This is a genomic window from Bacillus salitolerans, assembly GCF_042680805.1.
GTDB lineage: Bacteria > Bacillota > Bacilli > Bacillales > SA4 > Bacillus_CJ > Bacillus_CJ salitolerans.
On the sequence record NZ_JBHUEM010000055.1, the window covers coordinates 250,960 to 265,465 of the forward strand.

General features: G+C 38.6%; 14 protein-coding genes and 1 riboswitch. Of the genes, 8 read left to right on the top strand and 6 right to left on the bottom strand.

Annotated elements, in window-relative coordinates; all coding sequences use genetic code 11:
* Genes ACFSCX_RS24550 through ACFSCX_RS24560 form a run of 3 tightly spaced genes read left to right on the top strand, consistent with a single transcriptional unit; the run spans window position 1 to window position 2,598 of the window.
* Window positions 1-1,032 (top strand): ABC transporter ATP-binding protein, encoded by a 1,032-nt coding sequence (locus tag ACFSCX_RS24550; protein ID WP_377930897.1) that lies wholly within the window; start codon window positions 1-3, stop codon window positions 1,030-1,032.
* Entirely contained in the window at window positions 1,007-1,795 is a 789-nt protein-coding gene (locus tag ACFSCX_RS24555; RefSeq protein WP_377930898.1) for an ABC transporter permease, read from the top strand. Before ACFSCX_RS24550 ends, ACFSCX_RS24555 begins: the two co-directional genes overlap by 26 nt.
* An 11-nt stretch (window positions 1,796-1,806) precedes the next feature.
* Window positions 1,807-2,598 carry an ABC transporter permease gene (locus ACFSCX_RS24560; protein WP_377930899.1) on the top strand — a complete coding sequence of 264 codons (792 nt, stop codon included), beginning with the start codon at window positions 1,807-1,809 and terminating at the stop codon, window positions 2,596-2,598.
* 646 nt (window positions 2,599-3,244) lie between these two features.
* Here the strand turns inward: ACFSCX_RS24560 and ACFSCX_RS24565 are convergent.
* Window positions 3,245-4,249 carry a DUF3231 family protein gene (locus ACFSCX_RS24565; protein WP_377930900.1) on the bottom strand — a complete coding sequence of 335 codons (1,005 nt, stop codon included), beginning with the start codon at window positions 4,247-4,249 and terminating at the stop codon, window positions 3,245-3,247.
* A gap of 495 nt (window positions 4,250-4,744) precedes the next feature.
* Window positions 4,745-4,941, top strand: a riboswitch (cobalamin riboswitch).
* A 151-nt stretch (window positions 4,942-5,092) separates the two neighbouring features.
* Between ACFSCX_RS24565 and ACFSCX_RS24570 the strand changes: the two genes are divergently transcribed.
* Entirely contained in the window at window positions 5,093-5,566 is a 474-nt protein-coding gene (locus tag ACFSCX_RS24570; RefSeq protein WP_377930901.1) for an acyl-CoA thioesterase, read from the top strand.
* A 118-nt stretch (window positions 5,567-5,684) separates the two neighbouring features.
* Here ACFSCX_RS24570 and ACFSCX_RS24575 read toward each other — a convergent pair whose 3' ends face one another.
* From ACFSCX_RS24575 to ACFSCX_RS24590, 4 genes are all read right to left on the bottom strand, one after another.
* The gene (locus ACFSCX_RS24575; RefSeq protein WP_377930902.1) at window positions 5,685-7,604 is read right to left on the bottom strand and encodes a sensor domain-containing protein; all 1,920 of its coding nucleotides are present in this window, start codon (window positions 7,602-7,604) and stop codon (window positions 5,685-5,687) included.
* A 163-nt stretch (window positions 7,605-7,767) separates the two neighbouring features.
* The gene (locus ACFSCX_RS24580; RefSeq protein WP_377930903.1) at window positions 7,768-7,974 is read right to left on the bottom strand and encodes a hypothetical protein; all 207 of its coding nucleotides are present in this window, start codon (window positions 7,972-7,974) and stop codon (window positions 7,768-7,770) included.
* Window positions 7,975-8,434: 460 nt separating this feature from the next.
* Window positions 8,435-8,815 carry a CPBP family glutamic-type intramembrane protease gene (locus ACFSCX_RS24585; RefSeq protein ID WP_377930958.1) on the bottom strand — a complete coding sequence of 127 codons (381 nt, stop codon included), beginning with the start codon at window positions 8,813-8,815 and terminating at the stop codon, window positions 8,435-8,437.
* Window positions 8,816-8,820: 5 nt separating this feature from the next.
* Window positions 8,821-8,952 carry a hypothetical protein gene (locus ACFSCX_RS24590; RefSeq protein ID WP_377930904.1) on the bottom strand — a complete coding sequence of 44 codons (132 nt, stop codon included), beginning with the start codon at window positions 8,950-8,952 and terminating at the stop codon, window positions 8,821-8,823.
* 211 nt (window positions 8,953-9,163) lie between these two features.
* Between ACFSCX_RS24590 and ACFSCX_RS24595 the strand changes: the two genes are divergently transcribed.
* Genes ACFSCX_RS24595 through ACFSCX_RS24605 form a run of 3 tightly spaced genes read left to right on the top strand, consistent with a single transcriptional unit; the run spans window position 9,164 to window position 12,413 of the window.
* Window positions 9,164-9,970, top strand: a complete 807-nt coding sequence (locus tag ACFSCX_RS24595; protein WP_377930905.1) for a DODA-type extradiol aromatic ring-opening family dioxygenase — start codon at window positions 9,164-9,166, stop codon at window positions 9,968-9,970.
* Between the two features lie 17 nt (window positions 9,971-9,987).
* Entirely contained in the window at window positions 9,988-11,394 is a 1,407-nt protein-coding gene (pepV, locus tag ACFSCX_RS24600; RefSeq protein WP_377930906.1) for a dipeptidase PepV, read from the top strand.
* 11 nt (window positions 11,395-11,405) lie between these two features.
* Window positions 11,406-12,413: an asparaginase gene (locus ACFSCX_RS24605; protein WP_377930907.1), complete on the top strand. Its 1,008-nt coding sequence runs from the start codon at window positions 11,406-11,408 to the stop codon at window positions 12,411-12,413.
* Between the two features lie 280 nt (window positions 12,414-12,693).
* Here ACFSCX_RS24605 and ACFSCX_RS24610 read toward each other — a convergent pair whose 3' ends face one another.
* Entirely contained in the window at window positions 12,694-13,284 is a 591-nt protein-coding gene (locus ACFSCX_RS24610) for a DJ-1/PfpI family protein (protein WP_377930908.1), read from the bottom strand.
* A gap of 305 nt (window positions 13,285-13,589) precedes the next feature.
* On the opposite strand from ACFSCX_RS24610, the gene ACFSCX_RS24615 reads away from it, so the two are divergent.
* Window positions 13,590-14,480, top strand: coding sequence for a LysR family transcriptional regulator (locus ACFSCX_RS24615; protein ID WP_377930909.1), 891 nt, complete (start codon window positions 13,590-13,592; stop codon window positions 14,478-14,480).
* Window positions 14,481-14,506: the final 26 nt, after the last annotated feature.

Below are 14,506 nucleotides of genomic sequence, written 5' to 3' on the forward strand. Positions count from 1 at the left end.
ATGATTACTGTAAAGGATTTACAAAAGGAATACAAAATTGTGAAACGTGATCCTGGCTTAAAAGGAGCAGTGAAATCATTATTTAACCGAAAATATGAAAGGAAGCAGGCGGTAAAAGGGATAAGCTTCTCAATCGAGCCTGGGGAAACGGTTGCATACATTGGAGCAAACGGAGCAGGGAAGTCAACGACGATTAAAATGCTTACCGGAATTTTAACACCGACATACGGTGTTGTAACCGTAAACGGGATTGTTCCGTATGAAAATAGGCAAAAAAACGCGAAAAACATTGGCGCGGTATTTGGTCAAAGAACACAGTTGTTTTGGGACATTCCTGTTAGAGAATCGTTTGATCTATTAAAGCATATTTATGAGGTCTCTGAAGAGGAGTTTCAAGAGACATTACAGATGTTCACCGATGTGCTTCAGCTAGAGCCATTACTTGGAATTCCGGTTCGACAGCTATCGCTTGGACAAAAAATGCGCTGTGAACTAGCGGCTGCATTCCTCCATCGTCCAAAGGTGGTCTATTTGGATGAACCAACGATTGGATTAGATGTTGCCGTAAAGGTTCGAATTCGAAAATTCATTAGAGAGATGAATGAAAGATGGGGAACAACCGTATTACTGACAACTCATGACATGCAAGATATTGAGGAAATTTGTGACCGCATTATTATTATTGATGAAGGCACGATCCTCTATGACGGTGAACTTGCATCGATTAAACGCCGTTTCGGTCAAAAACGTGTCATTCATTTTGATATGGTTCAGCGTGATAAGTTCTTCCTGCCGGAGCTATTAGCTGGAAAAGTCGATGTTTTACCTGTTACTGAAGGAGAAGAAAACAAGGTCAGTCTATCGTTTGATAGTGATGAAGTATCGAGCTCGATTGTCATTTCCACGATGATGAATACGTTTGAGGTACAAGATCTATCCATCTCAGATCCAAAAATTGAAACGATTGTAGAAGAAATATTCAATAAACGTGAAATGGGGGAGGAGCATGAGGAAATACTGGCAGCTAACTAAGTCTCAAATGCAGACAAATACAGCCTACTCAGCATGGTACTGGGCTGGTTCCATTTCCACAATCATGCGATTACTCATTATGTATTTCTTTTGGCATGCAGTATATGAAAGCCGATCAACCATTGAAAATATTGACCTTTCAACGATGCTTACGTACATCGTAATCGCGATGCTATTGCAAGGGTATGTTGGCGGAATTGGAAATGAATTAGCTGAAAATATCCGAAATGGGGATGTCGCGATCGAATTAATGAGACCGTATGATTTAATATTCAAACTCATTTCCTTAGACCTTGGTTCTAAGTTTACATACTTTTTTAGAGAAACCATCCCAATGGTCGTGATTGCGTTTTTGTTTATGAAGCTCATGTTTCCCACTTCGATTGAAGTCATTCTTTTATTCTTAGTCAGTGCCTTTTTAGGAATATGGATTGGGACATTTTTTGATTTTATTATTGGTGTTCTCGCTTTTTGGACCGTTAACATTTGGGGTCTTCGCGTATTAAAGGAAGGGGTCTTTATGTTTTTTTCAGGTGCCCTCGTTCCGATTGTCCTATTTCCAGAATGGTTAAAGTCCATTAGTTTAGTCCTACCATTTCAATCGATGATCTATGTACCTGTATCGATTTATACCGGCATTTTAACAGGGATAGATGCTTATATGGCCGTCGGCATTCAGCTCATCTGGGTGGTTGCTCTGTATATTTTAGTTCGTGCCATTTGGGCACAAGCACTTAAACAAATTACGATTTTCGGTGGGTAGGAGGTGTCAAAATGGTACGTTACAGTAAGCTTTATTGGGTTTTTGCTAAAAACCATATGAAGGTGATGATGGAATACCGACTTGATTTTATCATCGGTGTGTTTTCGGTTATGCTCCAGCAGTTTGCTTCCATATTCTTTGTAAAGGTTGTCTTTGATCATATTGAGCAAATCAACGGATGGACGTTTTATGAAATCCTGTTTATTTATGGGATTGCTGCGACAGGAAGATCCATCCATCATATCTTCTTCGATAATTTATGGACGTTAGGCTGGCAATATATTAGACCCGGGCAATTAGACCGGTTACTGATCAGACCGATTAACCCATTATTTCACTTAGTAGCTGATCGCCTACAGCAGGACGGCTTTGGTCAACTTATAATTGGATGTATAATTTTAGGAACAGCCATCCCGCATTTAGATTTATCGATGGGATTTGTAGACTATTTGTTATTAGTTGTTATGATTATTTCTTCAGGTCTTATTTTTGTGGCAATTAATCTATTCTTTGCGACATTCTCGTTTTGGATGATTGATAGCCTACCAGTGGTGTGGGCGGTCTTTAATGTAAGTGATTTTGCTAGGTACCCATTATCTATTTATCATAAAGGCATTCAACTGTTCTTAACATGGTTGATTCCTTATGGGTTCACAGCCTTTTACCCAGCGGCATACTTCATCGATCCGGATGGATACAGATGGTTTGCCATCTGGACACCTCTTGCTGCACTCGTATGCTGCGTACTTGCCTATTTGTTTTGGAACCGGGGTTTGAAGGCGTTTGCTAGTACGGGGAGTTGATTTGAAAAAGACTGTATCCTAGATACAAGTCCCAGGCTGTCGAGAAAGTCACGGCAGCCTTTTTTTACTTTCTAACACAATATACGGTGGTTGTATAGTATACCTCATTTATTCTAGAAAAAGGGGAACATCCGACAATATTTCCATGAGCAAGGTACTCAAAGACATTTAGAGGCACTATGACGTGTGAAATGTCTAAGAGAGGGTTCCTCAAAGACATTTTGATGCGCTTTTACGTGTGAAATGTCTAAGAGAGGGTTCCTCAAAGACATTTAGATGCGCCCTGACGTGTGAAATGTCTAAGAGAGGGTTCCTCAAAGACATTTAGAGGCGCCCTGCCATGTGAAATGTCTAAGAGAGAGGTATTCATAGACATTTTGATGCGCTTTGACATGTGAAATGTCTAAGAGAGGGTTCCTCAAAGACATTTAGAGGCACTTTTACGTGTGAAATGTCTAAGAGAGGGTTCCTCAAAGACATTTAGAGGCACTATGACGTGTGAAATGTCTTTGAGCAGGATCCAAATAGCTTTTTTAAGAAGCTTTAATTGTGAGCTCCCTTTCGAACATTGAGGGTTTTTCTACAAGCTGAGACTTGTTTCCTTGATGCAAGTCTTTTTCTAAACCTATCTTGGTAATTAGAATCTTTACACCTCTTTAGAAATTTCTTTTCTATTAGGAGCAAGAGGCGGTTGTTCTAACCAATTATTTTTTACCATTATGTTATACCATTTTTTTGTAAGCCATAAGTTTTTCAGAATCGTCCCCTCATAAGCTGTTACAAGATCTGTTCGCATAGCTGATGCTAATCCCGCCCCATGATAGTTTTGTGCAGCTTGGAACAAGAATCCAATATGGTACATCATTAATTTGTCTGAAAATGGTGAGTCCGTTGTGGTCGTCACTTCTGTTTCCCATGATTTTGGAACTGGTAAATTATCCGCTTGCATTATTTTTGCAAATGATTTTATTTGACCATCCGCTGTTTGTTCAGAATCGGTTAAAAACTTTCTTACTTCTTTCGTATGAGCGACTTGACTGAATGCGATAGAAAGTGTTTTAGCCATAATGCTCTTTTTTAGATTAAACGAAATACTAATGATTTCAGTAGCTGCTAACTTTCTTCCTTTTCCAAAAAATCCATCCGTGAAATCTTGGGTGGATATAAATTCGGGGTTATTAGGTGGATAAAATAGTGGATCTCTTTGAAAATTTCCTTTCTCAAGCAATAATTCAATGGTTTGATGAAACATCTTTTTCGCATCATTATCACATGAATCATAAAAGTCTCTGAGGTCTTTTCGAACAGAAACACCTAGAGAGGTTATGTGTCCTAGCAACCCATGTAATGTCATGATATGTAAGTAATTTAAGCAAAAAATATCTGTAAATAATCTTGGTTTATCTTTATAGAGGTCAGAATCAGTAAATCCAATTGGAACTGGAAACCCTTCATTCACCATAAAAGTTTCGATTTGCTTCTTTTGTTTCGCAAATGTTTGAATGGCATCCTCAAATGTAGCTTTTATCTCCTTGTCTTCAATAATTGAAAACATATATTTATTTACAATATCTATCGCACTTCCGTTCACATACTCTCCCCATAGTGTTCCGATTTCAGAAGATGTAAGCTTTAACTTATTTTCCTCCATATTATCACCTCTTGGTTATTATTTTTCAATTTAGTTCCTGTTATGTATATCTAGAAGCGCTAGACATTTTTGCCAGAGAAAGACTTGATGGCAATCATGTAAATACAGAAAAAGGTAAGTATATTACTATACTTACCTTTTTCATTACAATGTGAATAAGAGATTACTTTCAAAATACTTAAGTGACTAAGTTAAAGCTGGCATTCTTAGTAAATACGATAATCTGAAGGTAATATTACTAAGTAGAAATGCCACTTTAGTGCCAAGCGTAATGAAACTTGTAATTAGCCTTAAAAGAATATTCAAAGTATATCCCCCCACATCGAAGTTAGTGTTAAATGATAACACTACGGTTATTGTTAATCTGGAAAAGAAATTTATACATTTAAACGTGTTTAAAATCATACAAAACTCCGAGCATAACAAAATGTATAACAACATTGATTGGGACACGATCGAGTTGTTTATAGTAAGATGTTGATGTAGTATCAATTTTATGTCTTTATACTTTATGGTTTCTTAATTGTGAGAATTAAGGATTAAAAGGGAAGTCGGTGTAAATCCGGCGCGGTCCCGCCACTGTGATGCTTTAGGTTCTTTGTTAGATTTTGCCACTGTTTCATATTGAAATGGGAAGGCGTAAAGAACTGTTGAAACTAAGTCAGGAGACCTGCCATAAAGGGAACACAATTTTTCCTACGGGAGATAGGAGAGTGTTGCAATATGAAACGTTCATGGAGTTATAATGCAAGGCTTCGGCGTTTTCTGAATATAGCTGATATCTTTCAAGAGTGAAGATTCAATTCCATTTTAAAAATTATTTATTAATGGAGGGAAGCCATGATGGAACAAGCCTATTCAGTAGAACGCTCAAGAACCATTCAGACTAAACTGGTTCTACCACCAGATACAAATCATTTACAAACCATTTTCGGTGGAAAGGTTCTTTCGTATATTGATGAAATTGCTGCATTGGCGGCAATGAAGCACTGTAATCATGTAGTTGTGACAGCATCCATTGATTCTGTGGACTTTTTATCGTCTGCCACCGTTGGAAATGCTCTTAGTTTAGAAGCATTTGTAACATCAACGGGCCATACTTCTATGGAAGTCTATGTAAAAGTTTTCTCAACTGATTTATTATCTGATAAGAGAACGTTAACGACAGAATCGTTTCTGACCATGGTAGCTGTTGATCAAAATGGAAAACCAACTTCCGTACCAAAGGTTATACCTCATACTGAAGAAGAAAAAAGACTGTTTGAAACGGCTGCTGCTCGTAAAGAGAATCGAAAAAATAGAGCATTGATTCGATAGTTCCTCAGCTGGACGCTAGCCTTTCATAATCAAAACGAAGCAATTGCCCCTTAAGTAAGGTTTTAAGCAATTGCTTCGTTTTTCCATCATATTGTCGCTACTTATCGTAAAGCCTCACTTATTTATGTCTATACGATAACTCAAGGTTAAAGCGTTCCTTCAGCTTTCCATCATCATCCAGATTTTCTTCTATCCAATGTAATAGTTCTAATTCTGATTTTGGTTGACTAACTAAGTATCCTTGTATTTCGTCACATTTATGTTCATTCAGAATATGGAGCTGGCTTTCTTCCTCTACACCCTCTGCTATGACATTAAGGTTAATACTATGACCTAGCTCAATTAGTGTTGTCGCAATGGCTGCATCCACCAAATCTCGATGTAAATCACGAATAAAAGGTCTAGCGATTTTTAACGTGTCTAGTGGTAAATGCTTTAAATAACTTAGTGTACAATAACCAGTTCCAAAGTCGTCAATCGAGATTTTAATACCACGTTCTCGCAGTGTTTTTAATATTTTTATAACCGATTCCTCATTACGCATTAACGTGTTCTCCGTTATTTCTAGCTCTAGCCACTTGCCTTCTAATCCCGTTTTCTCTAAAACGCGATTCACGGTCCCGATAACATCGTGTCTGAATTGAACGGGTGATAAATTAACTGAAACAACTAATGAGGGATAGCCAGCTTCCTGCCAAGCTTTATTTAATCGGCATGCTTCCTCTAGTACCCATTCACCGATTGATACAATTAGTCCTGTCTCTTCGGCGATTGGAATAAAATCTGCCGGCGAAATCATGTCAAGCTCAGGATGCTGCCAACGAATGAGTGCTTCTACCCCTGTAATTTTACCTGTTTTGATGTTCATTTTAGGTTGAAAATAAATGGAGAATTCGTTTTTTTCCACTGCCTTTCTAAGCTGATATTCAAGCATGAACCGATCAGATGTTGTTCTAATATGTTCTGGTTGATAAAAACTATATGTATTTTTTCCATGTTCTTTCGCGATGTACATAGCTGTATCGGCTCGCTTAAATAATGTCTCTACATCCGATCCATCTACAGGATATAAACTAATTCCAATACTAGCTGTTACAATAAATTCATGATCTTTAATAAAAATAGGTCGTGTCAATTCATTGATGATTTTTTCTGCAACTGTTTTAACGTGTTCGTAGGCAGCGGTTGGTAGGATGATCGTAAATTCATCACCCGATAGACGGTACACCTCTCCAATAGAATCGATACATTCTGAAAGTCTGATTGAAACCTTTTGCAATAATTTGTCTCCCATCGTATGTCCGAGCGTATCATTAACGAGTTTAAACCGATCTAAATCGATAAAAAAGAGTGAGAAATCTCCGTTCGTTTCTTTAGACTTTTCAAGATGAGCAGCTAAGGCATCATAGAAGTTTAAACGGTTTGGTAAACCGGTTAAATCGTCAAAGTAGGCCTGCTTGTGAACCAGCTCCTCGTTCCGTTTCCGATCCGTAATATCAGTTGATACACAAAGAACATATTTCTTACCTTTATGAGTAATAGGAGTTTTAATGGCATGGATCCATTTCGTTTCTCCACTGGAATGCTGAAAGGGAACCTCAAAAACAACTTTATCCTTCGTTCCATTCATAATATCCTGGTCTTCTTTCAAACGCTTTTCTATATTTGTGGCAAGAGGATTAAAATCCTTTTCTAATTTCCCAATAATGTCCTTCGGTGTTACACCAAACATATCGGCAAAGGTCGAATTAGCCAAGAGATAATACCCGTTCCAGTCCTTTACAAAAATCATACAAGGATTTTCCTCGATTATTTTTTCACTAATCTCTTTACTTAAAAGTAGCTCGTCAATATTTTGTTTGTTCATCCAGTAATTCTTCAGCTGCATGAGACTATAAAGTAGAATCGAAACTAAAAGACTATGAATTAGAATGTTTGTCCATATATTTTTAAAGACGTTGAAGAAAAAAATATGAAAAATAATCACGCTTATTAGAACGATAAGGGCGACATACTTATTTCTCTGGCTGTAATTCATAATATTCACTCCATAACTTCGATTCCATTATATATGGTGTAAAAAGATAGTGGGGGCTAAGCTCGTAAAAGGTCATTTAGTAGGAAAATAGTAATGGTATTTTCTAACTATTATATCTTTTATGACAATTCAACACAATCCAACCTCTAATTTCGATGGTAACTTAGGTATTATTTGCTTGTGCTCTAATCATAAGCCCCACTCCTAGCCATACAATTGCGACAAGAGTAGGCATAAATTTATAAACACTCCATCCATCAACGACAATAGATACTAAGTTAAATAGTAAAAGTAGGACGGAAACAATGATGAAAACATTTGAAAGCGTGCGATACGTCTTTACTGAATACTTTTTCTTCACAAATCCCATGGATACACCTTCCATCTACTTATTTTCATTCTTTAGTGTGCTTTTAATAATTTGACTTTCTCTAAATCCAACAACTAGTGTTCCAACCATACCGCCATACAAGAAGATATTTAATTCTTTTGTTATAACGAACACAAACAATAAAGCTATTAAAAATACAGGAGACAGAGTAAAAAAGTAAAGGGCTGTTTTCCTACGTTCTTCAATTGTGATTGTTTTTTGCTTAAATCAAAACAATCTATCTTCCTCCATTTTCTTAGTAAGAATTTCCGGTTCTACTGTGAATACTGGGTTCGAGCATTTTTTGAATGGGAATCCAAATAAGATGAAATAAGATGTGAACAATAATCGCAGCAAAGATATCTGCCTTTAGAAATGCAAAGCCGGCTAAGACACCTACCCAAATGTTTCCTACTATGGCATACACATACATGTTGCCTTTGGTTCAGAACTCACTAGCTTATCCAGGTAAATGGACAAGGGCAAATAGACTACTAGAAAAGCTGATCGCGATACCAATGCCAATCCCGTTTACTGACTCAAAGATTAGTTGCCATAGCCATAGCAGTAAGCTCATGATTCCGAATCGAAATATTACCTCTTCAACAAATCCACCATAAATGATGCGCCCCATTATACCTATTCGCTTATAATGGTTCTCGATATCAATATAATCTTGATACGAAACTGATTTGACGAAGTAAAAATAATAGAATAAAAGATTGCCAATTGAACAAATCAGCCCTAGCTCTAAACCATAAGTAAAAATGCCTCCATGAAATAATGTCGGAATGATATCGACTCTTGTGATAGAAAAGGCCCCAATGGCACAGAATAACACGACAGTCAAAAGGTGTGCGATAATTGCTCTTTATCCGAAATATCTCCAGCATCCTCCAACTTTTTTTCAGTCTGAACCATAAAGAAAATTCCCGGCAGGCAAATGACGATTGTCAGTATGAATAAAGTCCAAAACATGTATTACACTCCATTCCCTTTCAATGCAGGGTGAAACACCGGCTAATGGTTTAAATTTCCTTCTTCATTATAGTCCTTCTTCCAAATTCTAGCGACAGTCTTCATGAATTCTGATCATATGTCAACTTTTACTAATGTAAACATGCAGGAATTTTGTTTAGAAACTCGAAATAAATACACTATAAATGTTTTTAGAGAAGGGGAGAGGTTAATGAATCCATTTGTATTTTCTTGTATCACCCCTCATGGCGGAGAAATAATTCCAGAATTAAGCGGGGATCAGCCAAATCGAATGGGGACCACAAGGGAGAGTATGCTGAAGCTAGGAGAAGCAATGGAACGAGCAAATCCTGATACTATCATTGTGCTAACACCGCATGGTACAAGAATACATGGACAGTTTTCGATTACTGATTCGGAAAGAATGCTGGGATCCTTAGAAGATCATGGTGCAGAGTTTCAGTTAGAGAGAAAGGTAGATCGTGAGCTAGCTAGAAGGATCTACGAAATCGCCGCTTCGAAAGATTTACCAATCGGTATGCTTAACTATGGAACAAGTAGCGGTCCTTACTCATGTTTACCATTAGATTGGGGGGCAATGGTTCCACTTCGGTTTATGCCTAATGTACCGATTGTTGTTATAACGACCTCTAGAGAGGTATCGCTTGACCGGCATGTAGAGCTTGGACAAGTATTAAAGCAAGTGTCCGAACAAACATCCAAGAGAATTGCCTTAATTGCGAGCTGTGATTGGTCGCATACACACGACTCAGCAGGACCGTACGGGTTTGATGCAGCTGCAAGCCAGCTTGATGAGGAAGTTGTCCAATTCATTAAAACAAACGATTTAGAAGGAATGATAGGATTTTCTCCTGAATATATAGACGCGGCCAAACCAGATGGAATCTGGCAAACAATGATTCTTGCAGGAGCAATTCCTCCTGAAAATAGAAAAGTTGAGTTTCTATCCTACGAGGCTCCAACGTATTTTGGCTTAATTTGCACGGCTTATTATTAATAAAGAGGTGAATAGTCTTGGTAAATTGGAATGAAGAGGTACTTAAGCGTAAAGAAGAACTGATGAAGGATTTATTTGACCTCATTCGAATTGAAAGTATAAAGGATGAAGCGACAAAATCAGAAAGACATCCGATGGGTGAAAAAATCGGAGAGGCGTTAGACTTTATGTTAAGGCTATCTGAAAAAAGTGGTCTGCAAACGAAAAACGTGGATGGCTATGCTGGACATGCTGAATACATAAACGATCCAAGCGAAGAAACGATTGGTATCCTATGTCATGTTGATGTTGTGCCTGCAACAGGAGAATGGGCAACACCTCCATTTGAGCCGACAATTAAAGATGGAAAACTATATGCAAGAGGTTCTATCGATGATAAAGGACCAACGATGGCAGCGTTTTATGGTTTGAAAATTGTAAAAGAGTTAGGTCTACCTTTAAGAAAAAATATCCGAATTATATTTGGAACAGATGAAGAAAGCGGTATGAGCTGCATGAAGTATTACCGCGAAGTAGAAAACATGCCTCAGATTGGATTCGCACCTGATGCGGACTTTCCTATGATTAATGCTGAAAAGGGTCAAATGACCTTACAGATTTCACTACCGAATGCTACAAGCGAAACGGTAGAATATCTTGATCTCATTTCATTTCAATCAGGAGCGAGGGTCAACATGGTACCTGAGCGTGCCGTTGCCTCTATTACAGGAAATGGAGTAAACGAGTTACTAGATGAGTTTGAGACTTTTTGTGAAAAACTTGGTGTGAAAAGGTCTGTAAAGGTAGAAGAAAATCAGGCGGAATTAAATGTATTCGGTGTAGCGGCTCATGGAATGGAACCACATGTAGGGATGAATGCGGGGACATTACTGGCAAGTTTTCTCGCTCGTTTTGAGTTCAATCGTGAAACCAATTCGTATCTTCGTCTACTTGCAGACCTGCACGAGGACTTTGAAGCAAAGTCATTGAACATTCAATATAAGGATGATATAACAGGCCCACTTACAATAAATCCAGGTGTCATCAAGTATGAAAAAGGTCAGGAATCCTATGTTCAAGTGAACGTTAGATGTCCTGTAACCACGAATTATGAAGAAACAAAACGGACGCTCTATCAAGAGGTCGAGAGAAGAGGCTTCCAGGTAACAGCCTATCGTGAATCACAGCCCCATCACGTTGACGCTGGTCATCCGATGATAAAAGTATTACAAACTGTCTACCAAGAGGAATCAGGGCTTGAACCAACTCTCCTTTCATCGGGCGGAGCAACGTATGCTCGCTTTATGGAAAATGGAGTGGCATTTGGTTCATGCTTTCCAGGAAAAGAAATGACGGCTCACCAGAAGGATGAGTATATCGAAATTGAGGATTTATTAAAAGCAACGGCCATCTACGCAAGAGCGATTTATGAATTAGCTAAGTAAGGAGAGCGACCATGAATAGAGCGATTCAAGTTTATCGAGGAGAATTTATTGAGAGCACCCATGACATACATGTAGCAATCGTTAGTAACAAAGGTGAGCTTTTATACTCATATGGTGATCCAAAGCGTCTTACGTTTCCAAGATCATCTATGAAGCCTTTTCAAGCGATTCCACTAATTGAAACAGGCGCATCTGAAGCCTACCGTTTTACAAATGCTGAGATTTCGTTAAGCTGTGCGTCCCATAGCGGTGAGATTTTCCACAGGGAAACGGTTCAAGGCATTTTATCACGAATTGGATTAACAGAAGATGAGCTGCAATGCGGGACACATATTCCGAGAGATATGGAAAGCTATAAACAGCTAATCCGTGAGGGGAAGGACTTAACACCAGTTTTTAGTAATTGTTCTGGTAAACATTCCGGCATGCTCGCTACAGTCGTTCACATGAAGGAGGATGTGACGACTTACCGAGAAGTAGAGCATCCACATCAGCAGCGAATTTTACAAGCCATTGAAGATGTTTGTGCCTTTCCAAAAAAGGATATTCAGTTGAGTGTAGATGGTTGCGGAGTACCGGTACACCGCCTCCCACTTTTCAATAGCGCATTAGGGTTTGCGCGCCTTGCGAATCCGGCGCAAACCGTTCCAGAGTCAAGAACGTATACGTTAACCAAAATAAGAGATGCGATGATGGAACATCCTGAAATGGTCGGAGGAACAAACCGATTTGATACAGATCTAATGGCTGCTTATCAAGGAAATATTGTGGCAAAAGCAGGAGCAGAAGCAGTTCAATGCCTCGGAATTGTCGATCAAGGAATAGGAATTGCCATTAAGGTAGAAGATGGTACACCGAGAGCAACCTCTGTCGCAACGATGGAAGTATTAAAACAGTTAGGAATTGCTGACGAAAGCATCAGCCACAAGCTTGAAGAGTATGTGAATGCACCTGTATTTAATGCACGAAATGATAAAATCGGTGTGGTCAAAGCAAACTTTGTTCTTGAAGAACATTAATGGGAAAGTGGTACCGGCTAGGTACCACTTTTAATTTTCAACATGTAATTATGAAGAAAGTATAAAAGTTTTCAGCAAGAGAATGGGCAAGTGACTTGGAATTCAGCTCCAGCACCCAGCCAAGATGAAATGGCGACGATCTTTGCCATTTCATCCTACTCGAGGGGAAAAGAAAAATCACTTGGTCAAAAAACCTGTCATGAATAAAAGGGAAAACCACCTTTTTCATGACAGAACAATTGCTATGCCTTAGGCTGAACGGGACGCCCTGAGCCTTTGATTATTTCACAAATCCCATCAATCGTTTCACTTCTAGGCAGTTCTCTTCACTAGTTAACATTTCTAATAGCTTGAAGGCAACATCAAAGGCAGTCGCAGGGTTATAGGAGGTAATAATGTTACCATCAACGACGATCGGTGTATCAGCTTGAACATTTACACCGAATGCAGCTAGCTGCTGTTGACGGAGGCTAGAGCTAGACTTGTAAGTTGTAGCGTTGCGACCAGAAAGTACGCCGCTCTTTCCAAGTGGCAGGGCCCCTACACAAATGGACGCAATAATCTTATTTTTTTCATTAAAAGCTCGGATGAGTTCTAGAACATCCTCCCGATACGCATCCTCATAAAATTGAGCAAATTCAAATCCGCCTGGCAACGTGAGTGCATCAAAATTATCTACAATCACATCTTCAATCACCATTTCTGGAATTACCGTAAAATTCCAAGTGCATGTTAGTTCTTTACGAGTTCCCACCGTTACTAACTCTGTGGTCCCATCCCCTTCCACTTGATTCCATCCCATCACATCTGTAAAAACACTTGCTTCCACTGCTTCAAAGCCATTTGGCAGTAATAAACATATTCTCTTCATGTCATCTCATCCTTTCACTACTTCTAATTTGAAGTATAAAAGGATTTTTAACTTTGGTAAAATTGAAATAAATGAAGAAGATGTTCAGAAAAACTGATAATTACTATTTACCGCGGTTGATAACATGGCAAAACACAGGTAGGTTGAGCAGATACCAGCCCAACCTACCTCTGGTCTATTCACCTAATTAGCGATACCGGCCAAACGTAAAGAAATACCGGTCAAGTCGACTAAATACTGGTCAAACTGTAGCATTTACCGCCCAATACACTGAAATACCGGCCAAACACAAAAACAACAAAGGAGTGAGTATCATCGATATCCGTCATCTAGTCACATTCAAAACTATAGTAGAACAGAAAACCTTTACAAATGCTGCAGCTGAGTTGAAATATGCACAATCCACTCTGACGTTACATATTAAAATGCTAGAAGAAGAGATGGGTGCTCCACTATTTGATCGATTTGGAAAAAAGCTGTCACTTACACAGGCTGGTCGTGAATTATATCCTCTTGTCCAGGAGCTTTTACAAGTGTATGAAAGAATTAAAGCAATTTCCGACCAAAGTGATGAGGTAAAAGGTGAAATCCGAATCGGTGCGTCGGAAACTGTCACGGTATTTAGAATGCAGCCTGTATTAGCCTATTTTAAAAAACAATATCCAAATGTAGACGTGCTCTTACTAAATGACAGTTGTCCGAAGCTTCGGGAGAAAGTAAAAAATGGGGAGCTAGATATTGCCCTTATTTTAGAACCAGAAATGAAACAGGAAGACCTTTATATCCAAAGCATTATTGAAGAACCCATTGTGTTTATTGGTGGTAAAGATACTAGCATTCAATCACTAGGTAGTGAAAACAGAGAGCTTCTTAGCCATGAATGTTTTATCTTCTCAGAAGGAGAATGCTCACTTCGAAGAGCTTTTCAATCCTATTTAAAGGACAAGAAAATTGCCCCTAAAAACACAGTTGAACTCTCCAGTATGGAAGCCATTAAGCAATGTGTATCAAGTGGCTTAGGACTAAGCATAATGCCACTTGTGAGTGCACAAAGTCTGCTTGATGAAGGGAAAATCAAAATCATCAACCACGAGGAAGGAATCCCAGTGCATTTCACCCAAATCGTATATCATCGTAACAAATGGCTATCTCCTGCCTTACAAAAATTTATGGAAGCCATTTATAAGTACTATTAAAAACTGAAAGTCCATTTTTCCTCCCA